The sequence below is a fragment of the Lysobacter cavernae genome (assembly GCF_042648505.1).
Taxonomy (GTDB): Bacteria; Pseudomonadota; Gammaproteobacteria; order Xanthomonadales; family Xanthomonadaceae; genus Lysobacter_L; species Lysobacter_L cavernae.
On record NZ_JBHRXK010000003.1, the window covers coordinates 314,264 to 340,237 of the forward strand.

Genomic DNA, 25,974 nt, shown 5'->3' on the forward strand with positions numbered 1-25,974 from the left:
CTATCGCCTCAGAAATCGAAAAGCTCGCCGAGCAGGTTCTTTTTCTTCTTGTACTTGTAATGGTCCGAATGTCCGCCGTGATGACCGCGCGTGTCGTATTGCGGCGGAGGCGGAGGGCTCTGGGGGCGTGGAGCGGCAGGCGGCGCGGCCTCGCTGGAGGCGCGCTCGATCAGCTTGTCCAGCTCGCCGCGGTCCAGCCAGACGCCGCGGCATTGCGGGCAATAGTCGATCTCGATGCCTTGGCGATCGGTCATCGCCAGTTTGACGTCGCGGCAGACGGGGCAATCCATCGGGAGTTCCTCAGGTTGAAGGACGGGAACCAAGAAGGTCTGGGCGTGACGCCGAAGAATCAAGCACCCGTGGTCGAGGCGGCCTCGGCATGGCGGGCGATGAAATCGCGCACCTGCGGATACACTTGGGTGCGCCAGCGGCGACCGCTGAAGATGCCGTAGTGACCGGCGCCGGGGACCGTGAGGTGTTCACGGTCGGCCTGGGCGATGCCACTGCACAGTGCGTGCGCGGCGCGGGTCTGGCCCTGGCCGGAGATGTCGTCGAGCTCGCCCTCGATGGTCAGCAGCGCGGTGCCGTGGATCTGCGACGGGTCGACGCGCTCGCCGTTGACCTCCCACAGCCCGCGCGGCAGCAGGTGCTCCTGGAACACGATGCGCACGGTGTCGAGGTAGTACTCGGCAGGCATGTCGAGCACAGCGTTGTACTCGTCGTAGAAGCGGCGGTGCGCGTCGGCGTCCTCGAGGTCGCCCTTGACCAGGTCCTGGTAGAAGTCCCAGTGCGACTGGAAGTGGCGCTCGGGGTTCATCGCCATGAAGCCACCGTGCTGCAGGAACCCCGGGTAGACGCGGCGGCCGTGGCCCGGGTAACTCGTCGGCACCGGGTGGATCAAATTGCCCTCGAACCACCACAGCGGCTTGTGCGTGGCCAGGTCGTTGACCGGGGTCGGGCTCTCGCGCGTGTCGATCGGTCCGCCCATCATCACCAGCGAGCGCGGCGTGGCCTCGCCACGCGCGGCCATCAGCGACACCGCCGCCAGTACCGGCACGGTCGGCTGGCACACGCTGATCACGTGCAGGGTGTCGGCGCCGATCAGGCGGATGAACTCCTCGATGTAGGCGACGTAGTCGTCCAGCGTGAACGCGCCTTCCTCGAGCGGCACCATGCGCGCATCGACCCAATCGGTGATGTAGACCTTGTGGTCGCGCAGCAGCGTCTTCACTGTGTCGCGTAGCAGCGTGCTGTGGTGGCCTGACAGCGGGGCGACCACCAGCACCGGCGGGTCGTTCTTGAGCTCGCGCAGGTTGCCGGCATCGTCGGCATAGCGCTTGAAGCGCAGCAACCGGCAGAACGGCTTGTGCAGCATCTCGCGTTCGACCACCGGGTAGGCGACGCCGTCGATCTCGAGTGAGTGGATGCCGAACTCGGGTTTTTCGTAATCCTTGCCGATGCGATACATCAGCTCGCAACCGGCGGCCAGCTGCGCGGCGCCGGGCGTGCTCGACAACCAGCTGCCGGGCGCGGAGAACATCTTGGCGCTCGCCTCGGCCCAGTAGGTCATCGGCGCCATCCAGGCGCGGCCGAGTTCGTGCATCTGGTAAAGAAACATTGCGTCGGAATCCATCTGGGCCCGCACGGGGCGACATGTTGCGGCGCAGCATAGCGGAAGGTGCCGGTGCCAACGTGAATCGGCAACAGGCCCCGTATGTGTGCCTTTCAGCCCAGCCGTTCGAGCGCGGCCAGGCCGTCGCGCCGATGCGGTGCCAGCCACAGGTGCGAACCGAGCGCGGTGAAGTCCAGCGCTTGCAGCCGCTGCCGGTAGAACTTCGCCGGCCGCCGCTTGAAGCCATCGTCGTCGCCGTCGGTCTCGTCCTCGCGGGTGTAGGTTTCGAGGAAGGCGACGCCGCCACACAACTCGGCCAAGGCCGGCAGGCCGCGGTCGAGTTCGCGCGTGTCCAGGTAATGCAGCACGTCGCTGCACACCAGCAGGTCGACCGGCGGGCACGGGCGCAGGTGCTCGAAGTCGCCGAACCGTGCGTAGCGCAGGTTGCGGCGCGCACCGTAGCGGTTGATCGCGTACTCGCTGCTGTCGAAACCCAGGTACTGCAGCTTGGGGCGCAGCTTCAGCAACGGCGCGCGCCAAGCGCCTTCGCCGCAACCGATGTCGAGCACGCTGCGGATCGGGCGCTCCAGGTGGTACTCGGCCGAAGCCACGGCCAAGGCGACCTTGCGCGCCAGCCGGGCCTTGCCGCCGATGGCGAGCTGCTTGAGCGCGGGATCGCGGTACCAGCGTTCGAAATAGGCGTGGTCGTACTGTTTGGAGATCATGAAAAATCCGTTCGCCCTGAGCGTAGCCGCGTAGCGGCGAAAGCCTGCTCTGAGCTTGTCGAAGGGTCGAAGGGCATGCCGTGACTGCCCGTGCTTCGACTTCGCGACGCTGCGCATCGCTACGCTCAACACGAACGGTGAAGGATAGGAGGGGGAACGTGGCATCCTATCGCGCTAAGACCTCATCATGCATCGAAGGGCCTCACCCGATGACCGCCTATCTCTGGACCAAGACCGCCCACCTCGTGTTCGTGATCGCGTGGATGGCCGCGGTGTTCTACCTGCCGCGGATCCTGGTCAACCTGGCCGAGGCCGGCAACGAACAGGCCGTGCGGGCGCGCCTGCTGCTGATGGGGCGGCGCCTGTACCGCTTCGGCCACATCATGTTCGGCTTCGCCTTCGTGCTCGGCCTGGTGCTGTGGTGGGGCTACAAGCTCGTGTCCGGTTTCCCGACGATGGTGGCGCCGGGCAGCGGCTGGCTGCACGCCAAGCTCGCCCTGGTCGCGCTGCTGCTGGCGTACTACATCGTCAGCGGGCGCTGGCTCAAGGGCGTCGAGGCCGGCCGCGCGCTGCCGTCGTCGAAGACGCTGCGCTGGTTCAACGAATTGCCCGTGCTGCTGCTGGTGGCGGTGGTTTACCTGGTGCTGGCCAAGCCGTTCTGACGCCACCGCCGGGGATGCACCCGGCGGGACTGCCGTTGATTCAACGCAGCCAGCCCTTGCGCTTGATGTAGATCAGCGGCAACAACGCGGCGACCAGGGTCAGCACGATCGACATCGCGAAACCGTGCTTCCAGCTCAGCTCGGGCATCACCGAGAAATTCATGCCGTAGAACGTGGCCACCAGGGTCGGCGGCAGGAACACCGCGGTGATGATGGTGAATACCTTCACGATCTGGTTCTGCTTGATGTTGAGCAGGCCGACCACCGAGTTCTGCAGATAGCGCACCTTGTCGTGCTCGAAGGCGGCGTGCTCCTTGACGCCGTTGACGTCGGCGATCAGTTCCTTGACCAGTCCCTGCAGGTCAGGATCCTTGCGCGGATCGACCTCGCCGTTGAGGTAGCGCACCACGCGTGCGAGTGCGAGCTGGCTTTCCAGGCAGTTCGAGATCAGCTCCTCGCTGTCGTTGAGCTCCAGCAGTGTTTCGGTGAGATCGCTGACGCCCAGTTCACGGCCGTCCGTGCCGGTCTCGTTGGACAGCCGTGCGATGGTGTCAGCGGTCTGCTCCAGCGCCTCGGCAATGGCTTCGATCACCTGACTGGTGCCGTCGTTGATTCCGGCCAGGATCATGCGCAATAGCGACTTGGCGTCAGTGGCCTGCTGCGGCCGCCGTGCCAGGCGCTGCATGGCGCGATTGAGCGGGGTGAACTCGGCAGTGTCGTGCAGGGTCACCAGCACGCGGTCGCCGAGCACGAAGGTGACCTTGTGGAACTCCGGCTCGCGGCGCTCGTCCATCGCCACGATCTCGGCGAACAGGTACAGGTACTCCTCGTCCTCGTGGACGCTGGTGTGCGCGAGCTGCGGATCGACGTTGTAACGGACGCGCAGTTCGGCCAGCGTGTCGGCATCGGACTGGCCGACGTCGATCCAGAGGAAGCCGCCTTCGACCGGCAGTTCGGCGATGCCGGCGCGGGTCTCGATCTTGTCGTGGTTGCGGTGGATGGAACGGATCATCGCGGGCTCCTCAATTCTTGTTCTTGTCTGCTGCAGTGGTATCGGCGGCTGTCTTCGCGTTCGGGGCGGCAGGTGCCTTCCGCACGGGCTCACCATGTGACGGCGAGGTTGAAGACGTCACCGTCTCGGTACCGCTCGGCATCGCGAAATGGATCGCCAGCAGGGCGCCGGACAACAGCAGGTACAGGATCACCACGGCGAGGATCACCTCGTTCTCCAGCCGCGACTTCTTCGCGGCGCTGCGTTCGCGCTTGATGTTCATGGGAAGTTTCCTGGAGTGCTCAGTTCGGTAGCAGGACGTTGAGGCCGACGGTCAGCCAGGGCGCGTGTTTCATGCCGTCCTGGTGGCCCAACATCAGATCGAGGCTGGCGCGGTCGTTGAGGGCGCGGCGCACGCCGAGTTGCGCGGTGAATCCGCCGCGGTGGTCGCCAAAGGCCTCGGCCAACAGCGTCCACTCCGCGGCGAGCACGTGCTCGATGCCAAGGCCGCCGGTCAGTGCGTCGGGGCCGTTGCGCGGTTCGCTCCAGCCCAGATTGGCGTGCAGCACGGTGCGTCGCTGCGGATCGAGCGCGACGCTGGCCGGGACGTTTAGCGCCCAGCCCTCGCCGTGGTTGTGCGCGCCGTTCCAGGTCGTGGCGAGCGAGACGCCGAGGCCCCAGTCGTGAGTGTCGAAGTCGCGCAACAGGTGCTTGAGCCCCAGGCTGGCAATCGGGCCGTGCGAGGGATGGGCGTACTGGCTGAGGCCGAGGCCGAATTCGGTACCGGCCAGGTTGCAGGCCGGCACCGCGGTGAGTTCCTGGCCGGGGGCATAGGCGCGCGCCCAGGCTTCGACCTGGCAGTGGCCGGCCGGCGTGATGGCTGCGTCATCGACGAGCAGACTGGCGCCTGCCCGTGCGTCGCCGACGGGTGTGGTGATCAACGCCATCACGATGGCGAACGGAAACTTCAAGGGCATTGGCAATCTCCGGACAAACGGAAATGCCAAAGACCTCCCTCTCGGGGTCTTTACCGAACCAGCGTTGCTTGTGTGGAGATTCGAGGCTCGAACCTGGCGGCTCGAACGATTCGGCTCCGTCCTGCGCGGACGGCGCCGACCTGGGACTTATCCAGACCTGATGCGTTCCGTCAGCGCGTGGGCTGCAGCGAAGGTCTAGATCGACTGTCCAAGGTGAGTGGCCTCTGGGCGGGTTGAGTGCGGCGCGCATGATCGACCCGTGCGCCGCCCGGGTCAACCCCAATGCGGATGTTTTTATTCAGAAGTTACGCGCGGCGCATGTCGATTGCGCCGCGCAGATGCTGCGCGGCTCAGCCTTGCTTGAATTTCTCGGGCTTCGGCAATTCCACCGGCACGCCGTTGCGATCGCAATCGCCGGCCTCGCACAACGTGGCGCGCAGCTGCGGCATCGCCTGCAGCAGAAAGTGGAAGATCGTGTTCTGTTCGACGCTGCCGCGCACCGCTTCGCTGCCGGGGCCACGCGCCCAGATGCCGACATCGTCGCCGCCGTGCGATTCGGCGCTGGTCGGGACCAGCGCTTCCTGCAGGAAATCCGGATGCTCCGTGTCGACCTTGCTCAGGTCGGGGCGGCCGTGCTCGGCCACCTGCGTGCCGCTGGCGTGGTGCGGGAAGCGCTTGGGGCCTTCCGGCTGTTGCGCACTGGCGCCGACGTAGCCAGGGCCGTTGCTGTAGTTGAGGGTGGTGTAGGGCAGGCCGAGCGCGTCGCGCGCGTATTGCGTGGGGTCGCCGTCCTCGCCGCTGCCACCGCGCACCTTGCCGAGCATCGGATTGCCACGCACCGGATAGCCGACGAAGCTCAGCGTGTGGGCGTGGTCGGCGGTGACCAGGATCAGGGTGTCGTCGGCGGAGGTGAGTTCGTTGGCGGCCTGCACCGCCTCGCTCAGCGCGATGGTGTCGGTGAGCGCGCGGTAGGCGTTGCCCTGGTGGTGGGCGTGGTCGATGCGGCCGCCTTCGACCAGCAGCACGTAGCCGTTCGGGTTCTTGTGCAGGCGCGTGATCGCGGCACGGGTCATCTCGGCCAGCGTCGGCTCGCCGGCGCCGTCCTGCGGCCGGTCGTGCGAGTACTGCATGTGGTCGGGCTCGAACAGCGCCAGCAACGGCGCATCGGCCGGTGCGGCGGCGAGCTGCTGGGCATTCCACGCATAGGCGCCGTTGGGGTGACGCTGCTTCCAGTCGGCGATCAGGTCGCGGCCGTCGAGGCGCTGGCCGACCTTGTCGTCGTACTCGGGGTCGCGCTGCTCGACCGTCATGAAGTTGCCGCGGCCGCCGCCCATCAGCACGTCGGGGCCATGACCGAACGGCGATTCGATCATCTGCCGGGCGATATCGGCGCAGCCGGCGGCCTTGGCGTCTTCGGGCAGGTCGGTGTCGTTCTCCCAGTTGCGGTCGGCCGAGTGGCTGAAGGTCGCGCCGGGCGTGGCGTGGGTGACGCGGGTGGTGGTGACCACGCCGGTGGCGAAGCCGCGGCTGGCGGCCAGCTCCCACAGGGTCAGGATCGGCGTGGCCTGGGCCTGCGCGCAATTGCCGCGCGCGGCCTGCTGACCGATGCTGAGCACGCCGGCACGGGTCTTCACGCCGGTCGCCATCGCGCTCATCGTGCCGGCCGAGTCGGGCGTCTGCGAGTCGGTGTTGTAGGTCTTGCTCAGCGCGGTCGCCGGGAAACGCTCCCAGCTCAGCCGGTTCTCCTCGCCCGGGCCGCCCTTGCGCTGGCCGTCGAGGATGCGCGCGGCGGCGACCGTGGTCAGGCTCATGCCGTCGCCGACGAACAGGATCACGTTCTTCGCCTTGCCGGCCATCGCGCCGCGCTGCGCGGCCTGGGCGGCGCCGTCGCGGAACCACCACGCCGGGGTTTCCGCGTCGGGGTGGCGGATCAGCGGCACGTCGACCTGCAGGGCGGAGCCAGTCGCATCGGTGCGCACCGGCGCGGTGCCGGCGCAGGCGCTGGCGAGCAGCGTGGTGGCGAGGGCGAGGGCGAGGCTGACGCTGGGCAGTCGTGACATCGGCAAGGCTTCAGATCGGGTAAACCGCGATTATGCCGTGTGTTATTGCAACCAATAGGACACCGGTGTTGCATTGACGGGGTCGTCGGCGCGTCCCGGCTCGGCTATCGTGCAAACTCGACAGAATAGGTAAACCCCTGAGGTCTCGATGAAGCTGGTTTCGGCCTGGTTGCGCATTCCGTTCTGGCAACGCGTGCTGGCGGGCTTCGTGCTCGGAGCCCTGGCGGGCTGGTTGTTCGGGCACTCGGCCGAGACCTGGTTCGGACCGCTCGGCACGATCTACGTCACCCTGATCAAGATGATCGCGGTGCCGCTGGTGTTCTTCGCGGTGATGAACGCGATCGGCAGCCTGCATGGGCAGAAATCGGTCGCCGCGCTTGGCGGCCGCACCTTCGTCTGGTTCGCCATCACCGCCGCGTTGGCGGTGGGGGTCGGCCTGCTCGTGGGCTGGGTGCTGCAACCTGGCAAAGGCCTCACCGGCCTGACCATGGCGCCGGACTACAGCGTGCGCCAGCTGCCATCGCCGTTGCAGGTACTGCTCGACGTGGTGCCGGGCAATCCGTTCAAGGCACTCAGTGAAGGCAAGATCCTGCAGGTGATCGTGTTCGCCGGCCTGGTCGGCTTCGCCCTGGTCAAGCTCGGCGAAAAAACCGCCGGCCTGCGCAAACTGGTCGGCGAGGCCAGCGACACGATGGTGCAGGTCACCCGCTTCGTGCTGGAAATGACCCCGCTGGGGACCTTCGGCCTGATCGCCTCGCTGGTCGGCGCCTACGGCTTCGAGAAGCTGCTGCCGCTGGGCACGTTCGTGTTCGCGCTGTACCTGGCCTGCGCGATCCATATCGTCTTCGTCTACGGCAGCCTGGTCGCGTTGCACGGGCTCAACCCGCTGAAGTTCTTCCGTGGCGCGGCGCCGGGCATGCAGGTGGCGTTCGTGGCCTCGTCGAGTTTCGCGGCGATGCCGGTGGCGATCCGCTCGGTCACCCACAACCTCGGCGTCGATCGCGACTACGCCGCGTTCGCGGTGCCACTGGGCGCCAGCATCAAGATGGACGGCTGCGGCGCGATCTATCCGGCGCTGACCTCGATGTTCGTCGCCCAGTACTTTGGCCTGCAGCTGGAGCCGAGCCAGTACTTCACCATCCTGATCGCGTCGGTGCTCGGCAGCTTCGGCACCGCCGGCGTGCCCGGCACTGCCATCGTGATGGTGACGCTGGTGCTGTCGGCAGCCGGCCTGCCGCTGGAAGGCATCGGCTATCTGGTCGCGATCGACCGCGTGCTCGACATGATGCGCACCATGACGAATGTGACGGGGCAGATGCTGGTGCCGGTGCTGGTGGCCAAGGAGACCGGCCTGCTCGACCGTGAGGTCTACGAGGCCGCATCCAGCAATGTCGGCATTGCCGAGGGCGAGCGGGCCGAGATCGGGCCGGTCAAGGACGTAGCCTGAGTGACCGCCGCTGGTGCCGACGCCATCGAGTTGCTCGAGCGCTTTCCCGGTGTCGACGACTACTGCCGGTTGCGTGTCGAGGCCGGCATGTCGGCACGTAGTGTCGAGGCCGCCGCGCGTGGCCTGCCCCATACGCTGTATGGCGTGAGCCTGCTGCACCAGGGCCGGGTGATCGGCATGGGCCGCATCATTGGCGATGGCGGCTGTTTCTTTACCGTGGTCGACATCGCCGTGGCACCGCAGCATCAGGGTCGTGGCCTGGGCAAGCGCATCATGACCACGCTCGATGCCTGGCTGCGCGCCAACGCGCCGGTGTCCTCGGTGGTGTCACTGGTCGCCGATGGCGACGCCAGGCACCTGTATGCCCAATACGGTTTTGTCGAGAGCGCACCATACGCGGTCAACATGGAGTACCGGGTCGGCCCTGCATCATCGTAGTGAGCTGCGGCATACTCCGGCGAACTCAACGGAAGGGGATGGCATGAGGCCGCTGGTCATTGCTTTGGGCATCGTGATGCTTGCGGGTTGCGCAATCACCCCGGTGATGCAGGATGATCCTTCACGCGCCGGCAATGTCGGCGTCACCGACATCACCCGCTTCGTACCAGCCAACGCGCGCATCGTGCTGGCCGAGAACGAAACCTTCCTGGTGGCGATCGACGACGCCGCCAACGCGCCTCCCGTCTATCCAGAAGCACTGCTGGCGCGCCAACTCCCGCCACGTACGGTCTGCCTGAGCGTCGGCATCGCCGAGGACGGGCAGGTCATCTCGTCCACACCGGTGGATCAATCGCCGGACTGCCCCGGCCCAGACGCCGTGGAAGCAGCATTCTTCGCTGCAGCGGCACAGGCAGTGCAGGGTTGGCGTTACGACCCGGCCCTGCGCTGTGTATTCCCGGACGCCATGACCAAGGCCGACGCCAATGCCAGTTGCAGCGGCGGTCGCGAAGTCGCGCAGGCGGTGAGCCTGGCCTATCGCTTTGTGTTCGAGCAGCGCGACGGGCGTGGCTCGGTGCGGATGTCGCAGTAAGCATCCGATGACCATCGGGGACATGCGGCACCGCGCGTTGTTGGTCGATTTCGACGGCGTGCTGCGGCATTGGCCCGACAACGACCATGCGATCGAGCGCGAGCATGGTCTGGAGGCCGGCGCGATCCGTCGGGTAGCGTTCGATCCAGACTTGCTGGCACGCGTCGTCTCGGGAGGTCTGTCGGATACGGCCTGGCGTAAGGCCATCGTCGACAGGTTGTCTGGGGATTACTCGGATGCCAACGTCCAAGTTGCGGTTGAGCAGTGGTCGCGTCCCGTGGGCGTGTTGGATGAGGACGTTCTGGCGTTGCTGATTCGAGCGCGGCGGCGCGTGCGCGTGGTGTTGGTCACGAATGCCTCGACGCGACTCGATGCGGACCTGCGTGCACTGCGGCTGGACAACACCTTCTACGCGGTGGTTAATTCCAGCCAGGTCGGCGTGGCCAAACCTGATCCGGCGTTCTTCGAGGTGGCCTTGTCACAAGCGGGAGTCGCTGCAGAGCGCGCGCTTTATGTCGACGATGCAATCACCAACGTCGCGGTCGCTCGCGAGCTTGGCATCACGTCGAAGGTTCATGATGATGCTGAATCGCTGCACGCCTTCCTGCTCGAGCATGGCGCACTCGTGATCGAGCCTTAGCGAGTCATAGCCTCGAGTACGACCACGACACCATGCGTCCGTCGCGGTACGGCATCACGCCGTGGAACGGGCGCGGGTCGTCGTCGAACACCAGCGGCAGGAAGTTGCGGTCACCTTCCCACATCGGCAGCTCATGCAGGCGCTCCAGTGGCACCCATTCCAGCGTTCCCTCCGGATTGCTGGCGAACGGCGTGCCGTGGAAGCGGGTGATCACGAACACGAAGCCGAGCCAGTCCTCGCCGTGCTTGCCGAAGCCGGGCCAGCTGATCGTGCCGCGCAGGGTCAGCTCCTCGCAGTCGATGCCGGCCTCCTCATGGATCTCGCGGCGCATGCCGGCGAGCACGTCCTCGTCCGGCTCGAGCTTGCCGCCGAGGCCGTTGTACTTGCCGACCTGGTGGTCGTCCGGGCGCGCGTTGCGGTGGACCATCAGCACCTCGCGGCCGTCGGGCGAGAGCACGTAGCCGAGCGTGGCGACGATCGGTGTGTACGGCATCAGCGCTTGTCTCCGCGCTGCTTGCTCAGTTGCGCGTCGAACGCTTTTTCAGCGCGCTCGGCGTAAGTGCTGCAGGTCATCGGCGACTTGTGCGGTGCCGCCGTATTGGCCGGCGTCCAGCCGCTGGCGTCGGGGTGTGGCGTCAGCAGCAGGTCACAGGGCAGCGTGCGCACGGCGGCGAAGCCGCGGCGGTAGTCGTCGACGATGTGCGGGTAGCGCGGGTTGTCGATCAGCTGGTAGTCCGGCGCGCTGAGGCTGTCGGTGTAGGCGATGCGCAGCGGCTTGCCATCCTTCCGGTCAGTCCAGGTCCAGCTGATGCTGCCGGGTGTGTGCGCCGGGGTGAAGTGCGCGGTGAAGTGCAGGCCGCCGAGCTCAACCGTTTCGCCATCCATGACCAGGCGATCGACGCGCGGCGCCGGATACAGCAGGCCGTCGCCGTAATGCAGGTCGTTGCTGCCGCCGCGCGCCAGCAATGCGGCCGATTCGGCGTTGCTGAGCAACTGCGCACCGGTGGCGCGTTGCACTGCCGCCAGCGGGCCGGCGTGGTCGGCGTGGGCGTGGCTGTGCAGGATCAGCTTGAGTTCGGAGGGGGCGATGCCGAGTTCGCGCATCCGCGTGAGCAGCATGTCCGCGGCCTGCGGCATGCCGCCATCGATCAGCACCGCGCCGGCGTCGGTCTTGATCAACAGTGCGCTGAGACCCTCGGTGCCGATGTACCAGCTGCGGTCCGCGATCGCGAACGGTGCGACCGGTTGCCGCCAACTGTCGCGCACTTCGTACGCCTGCAACTGCGGCAGCACGGGTTCGGCGGCGTGGACGGGCGCGGGGCTGGCGATGGTGGCAGCGACCAGCAGGGCGACCGCGAGGGCAGGTGTACGCAGCGACAGCATCGGCAACGGCTCGCACAGGGCGGCACAGTGTCGGCGATCCATGCCGATGCGGCCAGTCTCGCGGAATGCAGATGCGGCAGGTGCAGCCGCGCGGCTCAGAGCCGCGGCAGCGTGGTGCGCCGGTACACCAGCCTGACCGCCACCAGCGCGACCGGGATTGGTAGCAGCAGACCAATGATCGCCAGCCAGGTCGGGTGCGGCACTTTCATGATCATGCCGACCACGCCCGACATCACCACCAGTGCGACCAGCAGCGCGGCTGCGGTCTGATGGCGCGCGATCCGGGCGGCGGCCAGTGCGCCGACGAAGCTGCCGAGTGTCCACGCCAGCGCCAGCATGGCCTTGCCCGCGAACGGCATCGCCGCGACGAACTTGGCGAACGCGGCCTCGTGCACCGGGTTCAACGGGTCGAGTCCGGCCGGTGGTGGGTAGAAGCGGTGGCCGACGGCTTCCACGGCCACGATCACGGCGATCGCGACCACTACGCCGACCAGCATGCCCAGGATCGTTCGCCCCATCGGTGGTCTCTCCCGCTGTCGTAGTGCGGGAGCATCGCGCGTGCCGCGGGATGCGACAAGCGCCCATGCGTGCGCATAATCGGGAGCCGCCATGGAGAACTGCATGACCGCTCCCGCTCCCCGCCTGCTGGCCTTCGCCGGCGCCTTGCGCCAGGGCTCCTACAACCGCCGCCTGATCCACGTGCTGGCTGACGGTGCCCGCACCGCCGGCGCGCAGGTGACCCTGATCGAATTGCGCGACTACCCGTTGCCGGTCTACGACGGCGACATCGAGGCCGCGGGCATGCCCGACGCGGTGCGCGCGCTGCAGCAGCTGATGCGCGAGCACGACGGCCTGCTGATCAGCACGCCCGAATACAACGGCTCGATGCCGGCGCTGGTGAAGAACACCCTGGACTGGATCTCGCGGCCGACGGCCGACGGCCGCTCCGGCGTGGCCCTGTTCCAGGACAAGGTGGCCGGGATCGTTTCCGCTTCACCGGGACCGCTGGGCGGGCTGCGGTCGCTGCTGGTGCTGCGCGACGCGCTGGCCAAGCTCGGCCTGATCGTGGTGCCGCAGCAGGTCGCGGTCGGCCAGGCGGCCGACAAGCTCACCGATTACGGCGTGCTCAACGATGACCGCATGAAAACCAATGTGCATGGCGTCGCCGCGGCGGTGGTCAGGCACGTCACGATGCGGGTGGGAGTGGCGGCATGAGCGGACAACAGCGCGAACTGAACCTGCGGTTCCTGGCCGAGCCGACCGACGTCAATTACGGTGGCAAGGTCCACGGCGGCATGGTGATGAAGTGGATCGACCAGGCCGGCTACGCCGCCGCGGTCGGCTGGAGTGGCAAGTACAGCGTCACCGTCGCGGTCGGCGGCATCCGCTTCGTCGCCCCGATCCGGATCTCCGACCTGGTCACCGTCCACACCAAGCTGGTGCATACCGGTACCACCAGCATGCACTTTGCCGTCGACGTGAAGGCGCGCGACCCCATGGAGGACCCGACCGAGGACCGGCTGTGCACGCACTGCGTGATCGTGTTCGTCGCCCTCGATGCGGTCGAAGGCAAGCCGACGCCGGTGCCGGTGTGGACGCCGGTCAACGACGATGACAAGCACCTGGCCGAGTACGCACTCAAGGTGATGGAGCTGAGCAAGGGCATCGAGCAAACGGTCGAGCGCCTCGCCGCGCTCAATGACGGTGCTTGAACCGGGCCCTGAAACGACGCAGGCCGCCTTGCGGCGGCCTGGGCGGGTGGCGATGACGCGACGGCTCAGATGCCGTCGACGCGCCGCGCCTGCATGAACTTGTTGCTCCAGTAGCCGGTGTCCAGGCTCGACACCTGCACGTCCTTGCCACGGCTGGGCGCGTGCACGAAGCGGCCCTCGCCAACATAGATGCCGACGTGGTCGACGCGGCCTCGGCGGCCGAAGAACACCAGGTCGCCGGCGTTGAGCTTGGCGCGGTCGGTGACCAGCTCGCCGCTCTTGGCCATCTCGCGCGAGACGCGCGGCAGCTCGATGCCGAGCGCGTTGCGGAACACGTAACCGACCAGGCCGCTGCAGTCGAAGCCCTTGTCCGGGTCGGTGCCGCCCCAGCGGTACGGGGTGCCCAGCAGGGCCAGGGCGCGTTGCAACACGGTCTTGATCTTGCCCTGTTCGGCCGCCGGCAGACTGGCTGCCGCCACGGCATCGATGGCGCCCGGGGCGAGCAGGCGGTTGAGGTCGGTGGCGAGCAGCAGGGCGCGGTCGGACAGGTTCATCGACTCGGGCAGCATGGCCCGGGTCACCGGCGCCGGGGCGTCGGCGGAATCGCCGGCCAGCGAGGAGCTGGGCATCTGCTGCGCGAACGCAGGCAGGGCCAGGGCGGCCAGGGCGATTGCGAAAAAGAGACGGGAAACAGCCCGGGGCGGGCGGGAATAAGCAGCGGCGGCTGGGCGGCCTGAGCGGGGCGGGTTGAGCGTCACGCGGTCATCACGAAGTCGTCGACCGCGGGATCATGCCTGCCGAATGGGTAAGGCAGGTTCATATTTCGTTATTTATTCGTTAATCATGACGCGAAATGTCACAAATCCGGCGCCGCCTCATTTCAGCACGCGCTTGGCGCCGCTGTAGTGATCGCGCCAGTACGGGCCGTCGAGGTGGTCGAGGCGGACCGTGCCACCGCTGCTTGGTGCATGCACGAAGCGGCCTTCGCCGACGTAGATGCCGACGTGACTGACGTTGCCGGAGCTGCCGAAGAACACCAGGTCGGCGGCGGCCAGCCGCTCCGCGGCGATCTTCGGCCCCTGGAAGCCGGCCAGGTCGCGCGAGGTGCGCGGCAGGCGCAGGTCGAGCGTGTCGTGGTAGACGTAATTGACCAGCCCGCTGCAGTCGAAGCCGCCATCGGGGGTGTTGCCGCCGTAACGGTAGGGCGTGCCGACCAGGCTGATGGCGCGCATCAGCACGGCGTTGGCCGCGACCGGGTCCTGCGCTGCGACCACCGGCCATTGCCGGCCCGCAGGCGGCGACTGGCGCACGGCCTCGCGTCCGCCGCCGCAACCGACGAGAACGGCGCACAGCAGCGTCAGCAAAGGGAGGGCGCCGCGCGCTGGCGCGGGGGCGGGCTTGCCGGGATAATGCGCGGCCTTCGTCACGGCCGACAGCTTGGCCGTTCGCGTCGCCGGCGGCAACCCGTCGCTCCTTCCCTTGCTGCCCATCGGCGGCAACCAGCCGAGTCCTGCAATGAAAATCGAGAAAGATCGCGTTGTCCGCTTCCACTACACCGTGTCCGAGCAAGGCCAGGAGCCGCTCGAGAGCTCGGAAGGCCGCGATCCGCTGGCGATCCTGATCGGCCACGGCAACATCATCCCGGGCCTGGAAAAGGCGATGGACGGCCGCGAGGCCGGCGAGAAGTTCGAGGTCGACGTGGCCGCCGCCGATGCCTACGGCGTGCGCCAGGACGGCCTGACCCAGCGCGTGCCGAAGAAGCACTTCCAGGGTGCACGCCTGGAGCCGGGCATGCAGGCGGTGCTGCCGACCAACTTCGGTCCGCGCGCGGTGACCATCCAGAAGGTCGGCATGAGCGTGGTCGATGTCGACCTCAACCATCCGATGGCCGGCAAGGACCTGCACTTCGCGATCGAGTTGGTCGAGGTGCGCGAAGCCAGCGCGGAAGAGCTCGAGCACGGCCACGTGCACGGCGAGGGCGGCCACCAGCACTGAGTGCTGCGCCCCTGTGCGGTTGATGCGACGGCCCGCGCGAGCGGGCCGTCGCCGTTTGCGGCCGTGTCGGGTCGTCGCTGCCATCGTCGCCGCCAGCGGTCATGGCGATGCTGGTCAAGTCGCTTTTACTCGTCATTCCCGCGAAGGCGGGGCCTTTGGGCAGCCATCCGGTTGCCCAGGCGTGGAGGAGGTTGGCTGCGGGACCGGCTCCCGCCGGCCGCACGACACTGATCAATTACCCGATGCAATCGATGGTCGGCCGGTGTTCTACGACTGCGGTCTCGGCCTTCATCTATTGGCGGTGGCCGCCGATGCGGCGCGCGGCCGTGCCGGCCACGTAAACTGGCCGCCATGAAACAACACGAAGATGTGGTGATCGTCGGCGCCGGCGTAATCGGTCTGGCCAGTGCCTTGTCCCTGCTCGAAGCCGGTCGCCGGGTACGCGTGATCGACGCCGGCCGCATCGGCGGCGGCAGCTCGCACGGCAACTGCGGCACCATCACGCCGAGCCATGCCACGCCGCTGGCCGCCCCGGGGGTGATCGTCCAGGCGCTGCGTTGGATGCTGACGCCGGATGCGCCGCTGTACGTGCACCCCAAGCTCGATCCGCAGCTGTGGAGCTGGCTGCTGCGTTTCGCCGCGCGCTGCAACCAGCGCGACTGGCGCGCCAGCGCGCAGGCCAAGTCGGCCCTGCTCAACGATTCGCGCGCGCGCCTGGAGGGCTGGGTCGAGCGTTATGGCCTGGTCTGCGAATTCGACACGGCCGGCGTCGACTACGTGTTCCGCGACAGAAAGGCGTTCGAGAGCGGCCAGTTCGAACTCGACCTGCTGCGCGAGTTCGGCATCAACGTGGCGGTGCTCGACGGTGCCGCCTACGAGGCCCAGGACCCGGCGTTCAAGCCGGGCGTCGCCGGTGCGATCCGCTTCGATCACGACGCCGTGCTGCGCCCCGATCGCTATGTCGCCGAACTGGCGCGCACGGTGCGCGAGCGCGGCGGCGAGTTCACCGAGCAGTGCGCGCTGCGCAACCTCCGCTGCGATGCTGCTGGCGTCGAACTCGATACCAGCCTCGGCCCGCTGCACGCGCGCGAGGTCGTGGTGGCGCTGGGCGCGTGGACGCCGAAGCTGTCCGCCGCGATCGGCCTGCCGTCGCTGCAACGCGCCATGCAGCCCGGCAAGGGCTATTCGATCACCTACGACCGTCCGCCGGTGACGCCGCGTCGGCCGGTGGTGCTGCGCGAGCGCAAGGTCTGCGTGACGATGTGGGACAGCGGCTTCCGCCTCGGCAGCACCATGGAGTTTTCCGGTTACGACGAGAGCCTCAACCCGCGCCGGCTGGCGGCGCTGGAGCGCGGCGCCGCCGAGTACCTGCACCACCCGGTCGGCCCGGCCGAGCGCGAACGCTGGTACGGCTGGCGGCCGATGAGTGTCGACGACGTGCCGCTGATCGGCCGCGTGCCCGGCTGCGACGGTCTCTGGCTGGCCACCGGCCACGGCATGATGGGGGTGAGCATGAGCGCCGGTACCGGCCAACTGGTCGCCGACCTGATCAGCGGGCGTGCGACCGCCATCGACCCGCATCCCTACCGGCCGGAGCGTTTCGTGTGAGCACGCCGAGCGGCAAGCCCGATGCCAAGGCGCATTTCGACCTGGTCGTCATTGGTGGCGGCTCCGGTGGCCTGGCCGGCGCGTTCCGTGCGGCCGAGCACGGCGCGCGCGTGGCGCTGCTGGAGCCGCACCTGCTCGGCGGCACCTGCGTCAACGTCGGTTGCGTGCCGAAGAAGGCCATGTGGCTCGCCGCCGAGGCGGCCACCAGGCTGCAGTTCGCGCCGACCCTGGGTTTCCCGGTCGCGCCCGCGCCGCTCGACTGGGCCGAGTTCATCGTCCATCGCGAGCGCTACATCGCCAACATCCACGCCAGTTACCGCCGCCGTCTCGACGCGGCCGGCATCGCGGTGCTGCCGGCGTGGGCGCGATTGCTCGACGCGCGCACCGTCGAGTGCGAGAACGGTGTGCGCCTGCACGCCGATCGCATCCTGATCGCGACCGGCGGTCGTCCGCTGCGCCCGGCCATTGCCGGTGCCGAGCTGGGCGGCGTCTCCGACGACTTCTTCCAATGGCGTGCGGCACCGGCGCGCGTGGCCGTGGTCGGCGCCGGTTACATCGCAGTGGAACTGGCCGGGTTGTTGCAGGCGCTGGGCAGCCAGGTCGAACTGTTCGTGCGCGGCGACCGCCTGCTCAAGGAGTTCGACCACGAGCTGACCACGCAACTGGCCGAGGACTACCGCCAGTCCGGCGTGCGCCTGCATTTCGGCCATCACCTCACCGCGGTCGAAGCGGCCGGCGAGGGCGTGCGCCTGCGTGACGGCGATGGCGCGCTGGGCGAGCGTTTCGATGCGCTGCTGTTCGCGACCGGACGCCAGCCAAACAGCGACCGCCTGAATCTGGACGCGGCCGGCGTCGCCGTTGATGCGGCCGGCCATATCGTCGTCGACGAGCGCCACGCCACCAGCGTCGAGGACCTGTACGCGGTCGGTGACTGCACCGCCAACGCGGCGCTGACGCCGGTCGCGATCGCCGCCGCCCGCCGCTTGATGGACCGCCTCTACGGCGGACGTGAGGCCGTGCTCGACCAGCGCGACATCCCGACCGTGGTGTTCTCGCACCCGCCGATCGGCCAAGTCGGCTTGACCGAGGCGCAGGCGCGCGCCCTGCATGGTGATGCGCTCGTGCATGTCTACCGTGCCGGCTTCCGGCCGATGCTGTACGCGTTGGCCGACATGCCGCAGCGCAGTGTTTTCAAGCTGGTCTGCCTCGGTGACGAACGCCGCGTGATCGGCATCCACCTGATGGGCGAGGCCGCCGACGAGATCCTGCAGGGCTTCGCTGTAGCGCTCAAGCGCGGCATCACCCTCGACGACCTGCGCGACACGGTCGCAATCCACCCGACCAGCGCCGAAGAAGTGGTGCTGATGCGATGAATACTGTCATCCCGAGCGGAGCGAGGGATCTGCTTTTTTCAGTTGATGTCAGCGAAAGCAGATTCCTCACTGCGTTCGGAACGACAACGCCATGAGCATGGACATCTACACCCTGCACCGCGGCGATGCGCCGCTGTTGATCAGCCTGCCGCACGACGGCAGCGCCATCCCGCCGGAACTGGCCGCGCGCATGACGCCGGAAGCCCGGCGTGCGCCGGACACCGATTGGCACGTATCGCGCTTGTACGCGTTCGCGCGCGAACTGGGCGCCTCGATCATTGCCCCACGCCATTCGCGCTACGTCGTCGACCTCAATCGTCCGCCGGACGACACCTCGCTGTATCCGGGCCAGAACACCACCGGCCTGTGCCCGGCGGTGCGCTTCAGCGGTGATCCGGTGTACCTGGACGGCCAGGCGCCGAGGCCCGACGAGATCGCCAGCCGCGTCGAACGCTACTGGCGGCCGTACCACCATGCGCTGCGCGACGAGATCGAGCGCATCCAGGCCGCACACGGCCGGGTGGTACTGTGGGAAGGCCATTCGATCAAGGGCAGCGAGCTGCCGTTCCTGTTCGAAGGCCGCCTGCCGGACTTGAACCTCGGCACTTCGAGCGGCACCAGTTGCTCGCCCGCGCTGCAGTCGCGACTGCAAGCGGTGCTCGGCGGGCAGGGCGACTACGATTTCGTCGTCAACGGCCGCTTCAAGGGCGGCTACATCACCCGCCATTACGGCGCGCCGGCACAGGGCATTGGCGCGGTGCAACTGGAGATCAGCCAGCGCAACTACATGGACGAGGGCAGCTTCTCCTATGACGACACCAAGGCCGCGCGGCTGCAGGCGGTGATTTCACAATTGCTGCGGGCGGCCTTGGAGGGTGCGGCCCGCGGCGCATGAGCGACACGCGCGCGCTCAGTCAGACGCAGGCGCGCGCGCTGCATCTGGCCGCACAGGGCTTGCTGTTGCGGCCGCGGCGGCGGGCACGCAAGGCCGATGTGCTGGCCGCCATCGTGCGCATGCAGCTGCTGCAGATCGATTCGATCCATGTGGTCGCGCGCAGCCCCTACCTGGTGCTGTTCTCGCGCGTCGGCGCCTTTGCGCCGCAATGGCTGGACGAACTGCTCGCGCAGCGGGCGATCTTCGAAGTGTGGGCGCACGAGGCCTGCTTCGCGCCGATCGAGGACTACGTCCTGCACCACAGTGCTCCCGAGCGGCGTGCGCACCACTGGGCAATGCGCAATGCGCTGAAGCACCGCCACGAAATCAATCAGCTGCTCGCGCATGTGCGCAGCCGCGGCCCGGTGAAGGCATCCGACTTCGAGCGTGCTGCCGGCAGCAGCAATGGCTGGTGGGAGTGGAAGCAGGAAAAAATCTGGCTCGAGAGCGCTTTCGCACTGGGCGAGCTGATGGTGGCGCGGCGCGAGAACTTCCAGCGCGTCTACGATCTGGCCGAACGCGTGATCGGCGCGGTGCGCAGCGACTGGAACAGCACGCGATTGACGCAAGCGCAGGCATGGCGTGCCACCGTCCTGAAATCGGTGCATGCGCTCGGCATCACCCAGGCGCGCTGGATCGCCGATTACTACCGCAGCCGGCCGCGGCTGCGCGACGCTGATCTCGACGGTCTGGTCGCAGAAGGCATTTTGCTGCGCGTGCGTGTCAAGGGTTGGGACGTGCCGGGCTATGTCCACTGCGATTTGGCGCCGCTGCTTGCGCAGGCTGAGGCTGGCCGCCTGCGCGCGACTCACGCGACGCTGCTGTCGCCGTTCGATCCCATGGTGTGGGATCGCGAACGCGCCCGCGAGCTGTTTGGCTTCGACTACACCCTGGAGTGCTACACGCCGGAAGCCAAGCGCCGATACGGCTACTTCGTGCTGCCGATCCTGACGCGCGGCCGCCTGGTCGGGCGCCTGGACGCCAAGGCGCACCGTCGGCAGGGCGTGTTCGAGGTCAAGGCGCTGTACCTGGAGGAGGGCGTCGTGGCGAACGAGGTGCTGGCCGCGGACGTCGCCCGCGCCATCGACGACTGTGCGCGCTGGCATGGCACGCCCACGGTGGAGCTGGGGCGTTGCCGTCCCGCCGGGTTCACCAAACCCCTGAGGGCCGAACTCACTGCACTGCAACTAGACTAGCGTGCAGCGATCAGCAACGAGATCACCAAGGCGCCGATCAATGGCAAGGCGTTGAGCGCCAGTGCCGGTAGTGCGATCCGCCTGTTCTCGCCCCGTGCCAACGCGATGCCGGCCAGCACCATGCCACCCAGCCAGGCACCAAGGCTGATCAACACTGTGTATAGGAAGCAGTCTAGGCCCCAGGTACCGCACTGCCCTTCTGGCACCGCGGCCCATACGCCCAAATGGGCGATCAAGGGGCCAAACAGCAGGGCGCACCAGGACAGTGCGCCTAACCGGGCGCGACGTGGGAATTGCGTGGGGTCGGCGTTCGCTGCCCGGGAAGGCCCAGCAGGCATCACACCTCCAACGTCGCCAGATCGCCCTTGGTTTCCAGCCACTGCTTGCGGTCGCCAGCACGCTTCTTCGCCAGCAGCATGTCCATCAGCGAATGGGTGCCGGCGCTGTCGTCGACGGTCAGTTGCACCAGGCGGCGGGTGTCGGGGTGGATGGTCGACTCGCGTAGCTGCGAGGCGTTCATCTCGCCCAGGCCCTTGAAGCGGGTCACGTTGACCGCGCCACTGAAGCCTTTCTTGCGGTCGCCCTTCTCGCGCTCGATCTTCTCCAGCAGGATGCGTTTTTCTTCCTCGTCGAGTGCGTAGAACACCTGCTTGCCGACGTCGACGCGGAACAGCGGCGGCATCGCCACGAAGATGTGGCCGGCCGCGACCAGCGCCGGGAAATGCTTGAGGAACAACGCCGTCAGCAAGGTCGCGATGTGCAGGCCGTCGGAGTCGGCATCGGCCAGCACGATGACCTTGCCGTAGCGCAGGCCGCTGATGTCGTCCTTGCCCGGGTCGCAGCCTATCGCCACCGCCAGGTCATGCACTTCCTGCGAGGCAAGCACGCTGCCCGAGGCGACCTCCCAGGTGTTGAGGATCTTGCCGCGCAACGGCAGGATCGCCTGGAAGTCCTTGTCGCGGGCCTGGCGCGCGCTGCCGCCGGCGGAGTCGCCTTCGACCAGGAATAATTCGGTGCGCGACAAGTCCTGGCTGCTGCAGTCGGCGAGCTTGCCGGGCAGGGCCGGGCCCTGGGTGATCTTCTTGCGGGTGATCTGCTTCTCGGTCTTCAGGCGGGCCGAGGCGCGCTCGATCGCCAGCTGCGCGATCTTCTCGCCCATCTCGGTGTGCTGGTTGAGCCACAGCGAGAACGCATCGTGCGCGGCGCCTTCGACGAAGCCGGCGGCCTGGCGCGAACTCAGGCGCTCCTTGGTCTGGCCGCTGAACTGCGGGTCGGTCAGCTTGATGCTGAGCACGAAGGCGACGCGGTCCCAGACGTCTTCCGGCGCCAGCTTGACGCCGCGCGGCAGCAGGTTGCGGAAGTCGCAGAACTCGCGCAGCGCATCGGTGAAGCCGGTGCGCAGGCCGTTGACGTGGGTGCCGTGCTGCGCGGTCGGGATCAGGTTGACGTAGCTTTCCTGCACCAGCTCGCCGTCCGGGACCCAGGCCACCGCCCAGTCGGCGGTCTCGGTGTCCTTGCTCAACTTGCCGACGAACAAATCCGGCGGCAGCAACTCGCGTTCGGCTAGTTCGCCGCGCAGGTAGTCGCGCAGGCCGTCCTCGTAGTACCACTCCAGCCGCTCACCGCTGGCCACGTCGAACAGCTTCACGTTCAGGCCCGGGCACAGTACGGCCTTGGCGCGCAGCAAATGTTTCAGCGAGCGCAGGTTGAACTTGGCGGTGTCGAAGTACTTCGGGTCGGGCCAGAAGTGCACGCGCGTGCCGGTGTTCTTCTTGCCGACGTTGCCGACCACTTCCAGCGGGGTGGCGCGGTCGCCGTCGCGGAAGGTCATCCGGTACTCGTTGCCGTCGCGCTTGATGTAGACCTCGACCAGGGTCGACAGTGCATTGACCACACTGACGCCGACGCCGTGCAAACCGCCGGAGAAGGTGTAGTTCTTGTTGCTGAACTTGCCGCCCGCGTGCAGGCGCGTGAGGATCAGCTCGACGCCGGGGATCTTCTCCTCCGGGTGGATGTCGACCGGCATGCCGCGGCCGTCGTCGGACACCTCGCAGCTGCCGTCGGCGTGCAGGGTGACCTCGATGCTGCGCGCGTGCCCGGCCAGCGCCTCGTCGACTGCGTTGTCGATGACCTCCTGCGCCAGGTGGTTCGGGCGCGTGGTGTCGGTGTACATGCCGGGGCGGCGTTTGACCGGGTCCAGCCCGGAGAGGACTTCGATGTCGGCAGCGTTGTAGCGGGAACTCATTCGGTGCACGCAAGCGGGATACGAGCGGCGATGGTCGGCGGGCGGCGCCGGAAATTCAACCGCGGCGTTGCCCGGCGCGAGCGTGAAGGCGCGGCCACGGGCGCAAATGGGCGGCGGCCAGCCAGCCGGATGTGGCGGCGATGTTTGCCGGCACAGGCTTCCAGAGGCAGCGTCTGGCGCAAGGCGTGACTCCGGTCGCGGACATGTCCTGCGTGTGGTGCTGACGGCTTTGCCGGTTGAATTGCGGGCGGTGCGTCCGCAATTCTGTGACTGATGGCCGTTCGACCCCGGTGTTCAGGCGCGAGCAGGACGACGGGGGCTACGGTCGGCCCCGCCGCCGGGTGCCCAGTGGCACTGCGCCGTCGGTTCCGTTTCTGTCCCAGGAGGTCACCGTATGAATACCCGCACGCTTCTGCTCCCGAGCCTCATCGCTTCGATGCTGGCCGCGCCGCTGGCGTTCGCGCAGCAAGACACCGCGCAGGCCGCGGCGAAGGCCACGCAGCAGACAGCCGAGTCGGTCCAGGCCCAGGCTGCCCAGAAGGCCGCCGACGCCAAGGCCAAGCAGGCCGAGGAAGCCAAGGCCAAGGCGAAGAAGAAGGACAAGGCGTCCGCCCCGACCCGCGAACCGGAGGAAGAGGACGACCGCTGAGTCGCCTCCTGTTTACGTCATGACCAGCGCCCCGGCTTTGCCCGGGGCGCTGCTATTTCGGCGCAAGGCCCGTGCGGCAACGTTTTCAGGGTGTATCTGGCGATCGCGCCAATGCCGAAACGGACCGTTTTTGACACAGCGACGACTCGCCGCGAAGGGGCGCAGCCGGTAGACTATGGCTTTCCAGCGGTAGCAAAACCATGACTCCCCTGATTTTCGTCACCGGCGGCGTGGTGTCCTCGCTTGGCAAGGGCATTGCGGCAGCCTCGCTGGCGGCCATCCTCGAAGCGCGCGGCCTGCGCGTGACGATGATGAAGCTCGACCCCTACATCAACGTCGACCCGGGCACGATGAGCCCGTTCCAGCACGGTGAGGTCTACGTCACCGACGACGGCGCCGAGACCGACCTGGACCTGGGTCACTACGAGCGCTACCTGCGCACGCGCCTGTCCCGCAAGAACTCGATCACCACCGGCCGCATCTACGACAACGTGATCCGCAAGGAGCGCCGCGGCGACTACCTTGGCGGCACCGTGCAGGTGATCCCGCACATCACCGATGAGATCAAGCGCTGCATCATCGAGGCCACCGAAGGCTACGACGTGGCCCTGGTCGAGATCGGCGGCACTGTCGGCGACATCGAGTCGCTGCCGTTCCTGGAGGCGATCCGCCAGATCCGCAGCGAGCGCGGCCCCGAGGGCGCGCTGTTCATGCACCTGACCCTGGTGCCGTGGATCGCCGCGGCGGGCGAGCTGAAGACCAAGCCGACCCAGCACTCGGTGAAGGAGCTGCGCTCGATCGGTATCCAACCCGACGTGCTGCTGTGCCGCAGCGAGCAGCCGCTGCCCGACAGCGAGCGCCGCAAGATCGCGCTGTTCACCAACGTGCCCGAGCGCGCGGTGATCTCGGCGGTCGACCTCGACAACATCTACAAGATGCCGCGCCGCTTCCACGAGCAGGGCCTGGACGCGATCGTCCTCGACCGCCTGCGCATCCAGGCCGGCCCCGCCAACCTCGCCGAGTGGGACGAGGTGGTCGACGCCAGCGAGCACCCGGTCGACGAGGTTCGCATCGCGGTGGTCGGCAAGTACATCGACCACCAGGACGCCTACAAGTCGGTGGCCGAGGCGCTCAAGCACGGCGGCCTGCGCCAGCGCACCAAGGTCAAGCTGGTCTGGCTCGAGTCCAGCGACATCGAGCGTGAGGGCACCGCCGCACTGGACGGCATCGATGGCATCCTCGTGCCCGGCGGCTTCGGCGACCGCGGCTTCGAGGGCAAGGTGCTGACCGCCCAGTACGCGCGCGAGCACGGCATTCCCTATTTCGGCATCTGCTACGGCATGCAGGCGGCCGTGGTCGACACCGCCCGCCATCTGGCCGGCCTGGACGGCGCCAACAGCACCGAGAACGACAAGGCCAGCCCGCACCCGGTGATCGGCCTGATCACCGAATGGCGCACCGCCAGCGGCGAGCTCGAGCGCCGCGACGAGGGTTCCGACCTGGGCGGCACCATGCGCCTGGGCCTGCAGGAGCAGCGCCTCAAGCCCGGCACGCTGGCGCGCGAGCTGTACGGCAAGGACGTGGTCGGCGAGCGTCATCGCCACCGTTACGAGTTCAACAACCGCTACCGCACCCAGCTCGAGGACGCAGGCCTGGTCATCAGCGCCAAGTCGATGGACGACCTGCTGGTCGAGATGGTCGAGCTGCCGCGTAGCACGCATCCGTGGTTCCTGGCCTGCCAGGCGCACCCGGAGTTTTTGTCCACGCCGCGCGACGGCCACCCGCTGTTCGTCGGTTTCATCCGTGCCGCACGCGAGGCCAAGGCCGGCGGCAAATTGCTCAAGGAGGCCAGTGCATGAAGCTGTGTGGTTTCGAGGTCGGACTCGACCAGCCGTTCTTCCTGATCGCCGGGCCGTGCGTGATCGAGTCGATGCAGTTGCAGCTTGATGTCGCCGGCACGCTCAAGGAGATCACCTCCGAGTTGGGCATCAACTTCATCTTCAAGTCGAGCTTCGACAAGGCCAACCGCACCTCCGGCACCAGCTTCCGCGGCCCGGGCCTGGAAGAGGGCCTGAAGGTGCTGGCCGAGGTGAAGCGCCAGATCGGCGTGCCGGTGCTGACCGACGTGCATGAGTACACACCGATGAACGAGGTCGCCGCCGTCGTCGACGTGCTGCAGACGCCGGCGTTCCTGTGCCGGCAGACTGATTTCATCCAGAACGTGGCCCGTGCCGGCAAGCCGGTCAACATCAAGAAGGGCCAGTTCCTGTCGCCGTGGGAAATGAAGCACGTCACCGACAAGGCCCGCGCCACCGGCAACGAGCAGATCATGGCCTGCGAACGCGGCGTCAGCTTCGGCTACAACAACCTGGTGTCGGACATGCGCTCGCTGAGCGTGATGCGTGACACCGGCTGCCCGGTCGTGTTCGACGCCACCCATTCGGTGCAGTTGCCCGGCGGCGCCGGCGGCAAGAGCGGCGGCCAGCGCGAGTTCGTGCCGGTGCTGTCGCGCGCGGCGATGGCAGTCGGCATCGATGGCATCTTCATGGAAACCCATCCGGTGCCGGATGAGGCACTCTCCGACGGCCCCAACGCCTGGCCGCTACCGAAGATGCGCGCGTTGCTGGAAACCCTCAAACAGCTCGACGAGATCACCAAGCGCAACGGTTTCCTGGAACAGCAGGTCTGACTCCTGCCGATCGGGTGCGGGCGTCGCGCCCGAACTCGGCTATCGT

At 67.6% G+C, this 25,974-nt stretch carries 29 protein-coding genes; 15 read left to right on the forward strand and 14 right to left on the reverse strand.

What is annotated here, in order from left to right:
* Positions 1-8: 8 nt before the first annotated feature.
* The 3 genes from ACFOLC_RS08565 to ACFOLC_RS08575 form a co-directional block, all read right to left on the reverse strand.
* Complete coding sequence (locus ACFOLC_RS08565; RefSeq protein WP_386758823.1) at positions 9-290, reverse strand: TFIIB-type zinc ribbon-containing protein; 282 nt, start codon at positions 288-290, stop codon at positions 9-11.
* Between the two features lie 59 nt (positions 291-349).
* Entirely contained in the window at positions 350-1,618 is a 1,269-nt protein-coding gene (locus tag ACFOLC_RS08570; RefSeq protein WP_386758824.1) for a polyhydroxyalkanoate depolymerase, read from the reverse strand.
* Between the two features lie 107 nt (positions 1,619-1,725).
* Positions 1,726-2,334: a class I SAM-dependent methyltransferase gene (locus ACFOLC_RS08575; protein WP_386759034.1), complete on the reverse strand. Its 609-nt coding sequence runs from the start codon at positions 2,332-2,334 to the stop codon at positions 1,726-1,728.
* A 212-nt stretch (positions 2,335-2,546) separates the two neighbouring features.
* Between ACFOLC_RS08575 and ACFOLC_RS08580 the strand changes: the two genes are divergently transcribed.
* Complete coding sequence (locus ACFOLC_RS08580) at positions 2,547-2,999, forward strand: CopD family protein (RefSeq protein ID WP_386758825.1); 453 nt, start codon at positions 2,547-2,549, stop codon at positions 2,997-2,999.
* A gap of 40 nt (positions 3,000-3,039) precedes the next feature.
* Here ACFOLC_RS08580 and ACFOLC_RS08585 read toward each other — a convergent pair whose 3' ends face one another.
* The 4 genes from ACFOLC_RS08585 to ACFOLC_RS08600 all read right to left on the reverse strand — a co-directional run bounded on the left by ACFOLC_RS08585 (position 3,040) and on the right by ACFOLC_RS08600 (position 7,027).
* On the reverse strand, positions 3,040-4,011 hold the full coding sequence (locus tag ACFOLC_RS08585) for a CorA family divalent cation transporter (protein WP_386758826.1): 972 nt from the start codon (positions 4,009-4,011) through the stop codon (positions 3,040-3,042).
* Between the two features lie 10 nt (positions 4,012-4,021).
* On the reverse strand, positions 4,022-4,273 hold the full coding sequence (locus ACFOLC_RS08590; protein ID WP_386758827.1) for a hypothetical protein: 252 nt from the start codon (positions 4,271-4,273) through the stop codon (positions 4,022-4,024).
* Between the two features lie 19 nt (positions 4,274-4,292).
* The gene (locus ACFOLC_RS08595; RefSeq protein WP_386758828.1) at positions 4,293-4,967 is read right to left on the reverse strand and encodes a hypothetical protein; all 675 of its coding nucleotides are present in this window, start codon (positions 4,965-4,967) and stop codon (positions 4,293-4,295) included.
* 350 nt (positions 4,968-5,317) lie between these two features.
* Positions 5,318-7,027, reverse strand: coding sequence for an alkaline phosphatase (locus tag ACFOLC_RS08600; protein ID WP_386758829.1), 1,710 nt, complete (start codon positions 7,025-7,027; stop codon positions 5,318-5,320).
* A gap of 148 nt (positions 7,028-7,175) precedes the next feature.
* Here ACFOLC_RS08600 and ACFOLC_RS08605 point away from each other — a divergent pair, with 148 nt between their 5' ends.
* The 4 genes from ACFOLC_RS08605 to ACFOLC_RS08620 all read left to right on the forward strand — a co-directional run bounded on the left by ACFOLC_RS08605 (position 7,176) and on the right by ACFOLC_RS08620 (position 10,144).
* Positions 7,176-8,474 (forward strand): dicarboxylate/amino acid:cation symporter, encoded by a 1,299-nt coding sequence (locus ACFOLC_RS08605; RefSeq protein WP_386758830.1) that lies wholly within the window; start codon positions 7,176-7,178, stop codon positions 8,472-8,474.
* 87 nt (positions 8,475-8,561) lie between these two features.
* A complete protein-coding gene (locus tag ACFOLC_RS08610; protein WP_386759035.1) occupies positions 8,562-8,912 on the forward strand; it encodes a GNAT family N-acetyltransferase in 351 nt (116 codons plus the stop codon).
* Between the two features lie 43 nt (positions 8,913-8,955).
* Positions 8,956-9,504 (forward strand): hypothetical protein, encoded by a 549-nt coding sequence (locus ACFOLC_RS08615; RefSeq protein WP_386758831.1) that lies wholly within the window; start codon positions 8,956-8,958, stop codon positions 9,502-9,504.
* A 7-nt stretch (positions 9,505-9,511) separates the two neighbouring features.
* Entirely contained in the window at positions 9,512-10,144 is a 633-nt protein-coding gene (locus ACFOLC_RS08620) for an HAD family hydrolase (RefSeq protein WP_386758832.1), read from the forward strand.
* Positions 10,145-10,148: 4 nt separating this feature from the next.
* Here the strand turns inward: ACFOLC_RS08620 and ACFOLC_RS08625 are convergent, their stop codons facing one another.
* From ACFOLC_RS08625 to ACFOLC_RS08635, 3 genes are all read right to left on the reverse strand, one after another.
* On the reverse strand, positions 10,149-10,637 hold the full coding sequence (locus tag ACFOLC_RS08625; RefSeq protein ID WP_386758833.1) for an NUDIX hydrolase: 489 nt from the start codon (positions 10,635-10,637) through the stop codon (positions 10,149-10,151).
* On the reverse strand, positions 10,637-11,518 hold the full coding sequence (gene bla / locus ACFOLC_RS08630; RefSeq protein ID WP_386759036.1) for a subclass B3 metallo-beta-lactamase: 882 nt from the start codon (positions 11,516-11,518) through the stop codon (positions 10,637-10,639). Before bla ends, ACFOLC_RS08625 begins: the two co-directional genes overlap by 1 nt.
* Before the next feature lie 104 nt (positions 11,519-11,622).
* Positions 11,623-12,045: a hypothetical protein gene (locus ACFOLC_RS08635; protein ID WP_386758834.1), complete on the reverse strand. Its 423-nt coding sequence runs from the start codon at positions 12,043-12,045 to the stop codon at positions 11,623-11,625.
* A 103-nt stretch (positions 12,046-12,148) separates the two neighbouring features.
* Here ACFOLC_RS08635 and ACFOLC_RS08640 point away from each other — a divergent pair, with 103 nt between their 5' ends.
* Both ACFOLC_RS08640 and ACFOLC_RS08645 read left to right on the forward strand, forming a co-directional pair.
* On the forward strand, positions 12,149-12,742 hold the full coding sequence (locus ACFOLC_RS08640; protein WP_386758835.1) for an NADPH-dependent FMN reductase: 594 nt from the start codon (positions 12,149-12,151) through the stop codon (positions 12,740-12,742).
* A complete protein-coding gene (locus ACFOLC_RS08645; RefSeq protein WP_386758836.1) occupies positions 12,739-13,239 on the forward strand; it encodes an acyl-CoA thioesterase in 501 nt (166 codons plus the stop codon). The genes ACFOLC_RS08640 and ACFOLC_RS08645 overlap by 4 nt, the downstream gene beginning before the upstream one ends.
* Positions 13,240-13,304: 65 nt before the next feature.
* On the opposite strand, the gene ACFOLC_RS08650 is transcribed toward ACFOLC_RS08645, so the two are convergent.
* Positions 13,305-13,868, reverse strand: coding sequence for a C40 family peptidase (locus ACFOLC_RS08650; protein WP_386758837.1), 564 nt, complete (start codon positions 13,866-13,868; stop codon positions 13,305-13,307).
* A gap of 246 nt (positions 13,869-14,114) precedes the next feature.
* Positions 14,115-14,729 carry a C40 family peptidase gene (locus tag ACFOLC_RS08655; RefSeq protein WP_386758838.1) on the reverse strand — a complete coding sequence of 205 codons (615 nt, stop codon included), beginning with the start codon at positions 14,727-14,729 and terminating at the stop codon, positions 14,115-14,117.
* A 25-nt stretch (positions 14,730-14,754) separates the two neighbouring features.
* Between ACFOLC_RS08655 and ACFOLC_RS08660 the strand changes: the two genes are divergently transcribed.
* The 5 genes from ACFOLC_RS08660 to ACFOLC_RS08680 all read left to right on the forward strand — a co-directional run bounded on the left by ACFOLC_RS08660 (position 14,755) and on the right by ACFOLC_RS08680 (position 20,345).
* Entirely contained in the window at positions 14,755-15,234 is a 480-nt protein-coding gene (locus tag ACFOLC_RS08660) for an FKBP-type peptidyl-prolyl cis-trans isomerase (RefSeq protein ID WP_386758839.1), read from the forward strand.
* Between the two features lie 351 nt (positions 15,235-15,585).
* Positions 15,586-16,842 (forward strand): NAD(P)/FAD-dependent oxidoreductase, encoded by a 1,257-nt coding sequence (locus tag ACFOLC_RS08665; protein WP_386758840.1) that lies wholly within the window; start codon positions 15,586-15,588, stop codon positions 16,840-16,842.
* The gene (gene gorA, locus ACFOLC_RS08670; protein ID WP_386758841.1) at positions 16,839-18,215 is read left to right on the forward strand and encodes a glutathione-disulfide reductase; all 1,377 of its coding nucleotides are present in this window, start codon (positions 16,839-16,841) and stop codon (positions 18,213-18,215) included. Before ACFOLC_RS08665 ends, gorA begins: the two co-directional genes overlap by 4 nt.
* A gap of 97 nt (positions 18,216-18,312) precedes the next feature.
* Entirely contained in the window at positions 18,313-19,110 is a 798-nt protein-coding gene (hutG, locus tag ACFOLC_RS08675; RefSeq protein WP_386759037.1) for an N-formylglutamate deformylase, read from the forward strand.
* Positions 19,107-20,345: a winged helix-turn-helix domain-containing protein gene (locus ACFOLC_RS08680; protein ID WP_386758842.1), complete on the forward strand. Its 1,239-nt coding sequence runs from the start codon at positions 19,107-19,109 to the stop codon at positions 20,343-20,345. The genes hutG and ACFOLC_RS08680 overlap by 4 nt, the downstream gene beginning before the upstream one ends.
* On the opposite strand, the gene ACFOLC_RS08685 is transcribed toward ACFOLC_RS08680, so the two are convergent.
* Positions 20,342-20,500, reverse strand: a complete 159-nt coding sequence (locus tag ACFOLC_RS08685) for a hypothetical protein (RefSeq protein ID WP_386758843.1) — start codon at positions 20,498-20,500, stop codon at positions 20,342-20,344. The genes ACFOLC_RS08680 and ACFOLC_RS08685 overlap by 4 nt on opposite strands.
* A gap of 182 nt (positions 20,501-20,682) precedes the next feature.
* Complete coding sequence (gene parE, locus ACFOLC_RS08690; protein ID WP_386758844.1) at positions 20,683-22,590, reverse strand: DNA topoisomerase IV subunit B; 1,908 nt, start codon at positions 22,588-22,590, stop codon at positions 20,683-20,685.
* 394 nt (positions 22,591-22,984) lie between these two features.
* On the opposite strand from parE, the gene ACFOLC_RS08695 reads away from it, so the two are divergent.
* From ACFOLC_RS08695 to kdsA, 3 genes are all read left to right on the forward strand, one after another.
* Positions 22,985-23,239: a hypothetical protein gene (locus ACFOLC_RS08695; RefSeq protein WP_386758845.1), complete on the forward strand. Its 255-nt coding sequence runs from the start codon at positions 22,985-22,987 to the stop codon at positions 23,237-23,239.
* Positions 23,240-23,439: 200 nt separating this feature from the next.
* Positions 23,440-25,098 carry a CTP synthase gene (locus tag ACFOLC_RS08700; protein WP_386758846.1) on the forward strand — a complete coding sequence of 553 codons (1,659 nt, stop codon included), beginning with the start codon at positions 23,440-23,442 and terminating at the stop codon, positions 25,096-25,098.
* Entirely contained in the window at positions 25,095-25,928 is an 834-nt protein-coding gene (gene kdsA, locus ACFOLC_RS08705) for a 3-deoxy-8-phosphooctulonate synthase (RefSeq protein ID WP_386758847.1), read from the forward strand. The genes ACFOLC_RS08700 and kdsA overlap by 4 nt, the downstream gene beginning before the upstream one ends.
* Positions 25,929-25,974 lie beyond the last annotated feature (46 nt).

Bases quoted from the DNA above. Each gene is read 5' to 3' on its own strand.
- ACFOLC_RS08565 (WP_386758823.1), bottom strand. From the start codon at position 290: ATGGATTGCCCCGTCTGCCGCGACGTCAAACTGGCGATGACCGATCGC.
- ACFOLC_RS08570 (WP_386758824.1), bottom strand. From the start codon at position 1,618: ATGTTTCTTTACCAGATGCACGAACTCGGCCGCGCCTGGATGGCGCCG.
- ACFOLC_RS08580 (WP_386758825.1), top strand. From the start codon at position 2,547: ATGACCGCCTATCTCTGGACCAAGACCGCCCACCTCGTGTTCGTGATC.
- ACFOLC_RS08585 (WP_386758826.1), bottom strand. From the start codon at position 4,011: ATGATCCGTTCCATCCACCGCAACCACGACAAGATCGAGACCCGCGCC.
- ACFOLC_RS08590 (WP_386758827.1), bottom strand. From the start codon at position 4,273: ATGAACATCAAGCGCGAACGCAGCGCCGCGAAGAAGTCGCGGCTGGAG.
- ACFOLC_RS08595 (WP_386758828.1), bottom strand. From the start codon at position 4,967: ATGCCCTTGAAGTTTCCGTTCGCCATCGTGATGGCGTTGATCACCACA.
- ACFOLC_RS08600 (WP_386758829.1), bottom strand. From the start codon at position 7,027: ATGTCACGACTGCCCAGCGTCAGCCTCGCCCTCGCCCTCGCCACCACG.
- ACFOLC_RS08605 (WP_386758830.1), top strand. From the start codon at position 7,176: ATGAAGCTGGTTTCGGCCTGGTTGCGCATTCCGTTCTGGCAACGCGTG.
- ACFOLC_RS08610 (WP_386759035.1), top strand. From the start codon at position 8,562: ATGTCGGCACGTAGTGTCGAGGCCGCCGCGCGTGGCCTGCCCCATACG.
- ACFOLC_RS08615 (WP_386758831.1), top strand. From the start codon at position 8,956: ATGAGGCCGCTGGTCATTGCTTTGGGCATCGTGATGCTTGCGGGTTGC.
- ACFOLC_RS08620 (WP_386758832.1), top strand. From the start codon at position 9,512: ATGACCATCGGGGACATGCGGCACCGCGCGTTGTTGGTCGATTTCGAC.
- ACFOLC_RS08625 (WP_386758833.1), bottom strand. From the start codon at position 10,637: ATGCCGTACACACCGATCGTCGCCACGCTCGGCTACGTGCTCTCGCCC.
- ACFOLC_RS08635 (WP_386758834.1), bottom strand. From the start codon at position 12,045: ATGGGGCGAACGATCCTGGGCATGCTGGTCGGCGTAGTGGTCGCGATC.
- ACFOLC_RS08640 (WP_386758835.1), top strand. From the start codon at position 12,149: ATGACCGCTCCCGCTCCCCGCCTGCTGGCCTTCGCCGGCGCCTTGCGC.
- ACFOLC_RS08645 (WP_386758836.1), top strand. From the start codon at position 12,739: ATGAGCGGACAACAGCGCGAACTGAACCTGCGGTTCCTGGCCGAGCCG.
- ACFOLC_RS08650 (WP_386758837.1), bottom strand. From the start codon at position 13,868: ATGCCCAGCTCCTCGCTGGCCGGCGATTCCGCCGACGCCCCGGCGCCG.
- ACFOLC_RS08655 (WP_386758838.1), bottom strand. From the start codon at position 14,729: ATGGGCAGCAAGGGAAGGAGCGACGGGTTGCCGCCGGCGACGCGAACG.
- ACFOLC_RS08660 (WP_386758839.1), top strand. From the start codon at position 14,755: ATGAAAATCGAGAAAGATCGCGTTGTCCGCTTCCACTACACCGTGTCC.
- ACFOLC_RS08665 (WP_386758840.1), top strand. From the start codon at position 15,586: ATGAAACAACACGAAGATGTGGTGATCGTCGGCGCCGGCGTAATCGGT.
- hutG (WP_386759037.1), top strand. From the start codon at position 18,313: ATGGACATCTACACCCTGCACCGCGGCGATGCGCCGCTGTTGATCAGC.
- ACFOLC_RS08680 (WP_386758842.1), top strand. From the start codon at position 19,107: ATGAGCGACACGCGCGCGCTCAGTCAGACGCAGGCGCGCGCGCTGCAT.
- parE (WP_386758844.1), bottom strand. From the start codon at position 22,590: ATGAGTTCCCGCTACAACGCTGCCGACATCGAAGTCCTCTCCGGGCTG.
- ACFOLC_RS08695 (WP_386758845.1), top strand. From the start codon at position 22,985: ATGAATACCCGCACGCTTCTGCTCCCGAGCCTCATCGCTTCGATGCTG.
- ACFOLC_RS08700 (WP_386758846.1), top strand. From the start codon at position 23,440: ATGACTCCCCTGATTTTCGTCACCGGCGGCGTGGTGTCCTCGCTTGGC.
- kdsA (WP_386758847.1), top strand. From the start codon at position 25,095: ATGAAGCTGTGTGGTTTCGAGGTCGGACTCGACCAGCCGTTCTTCCTG.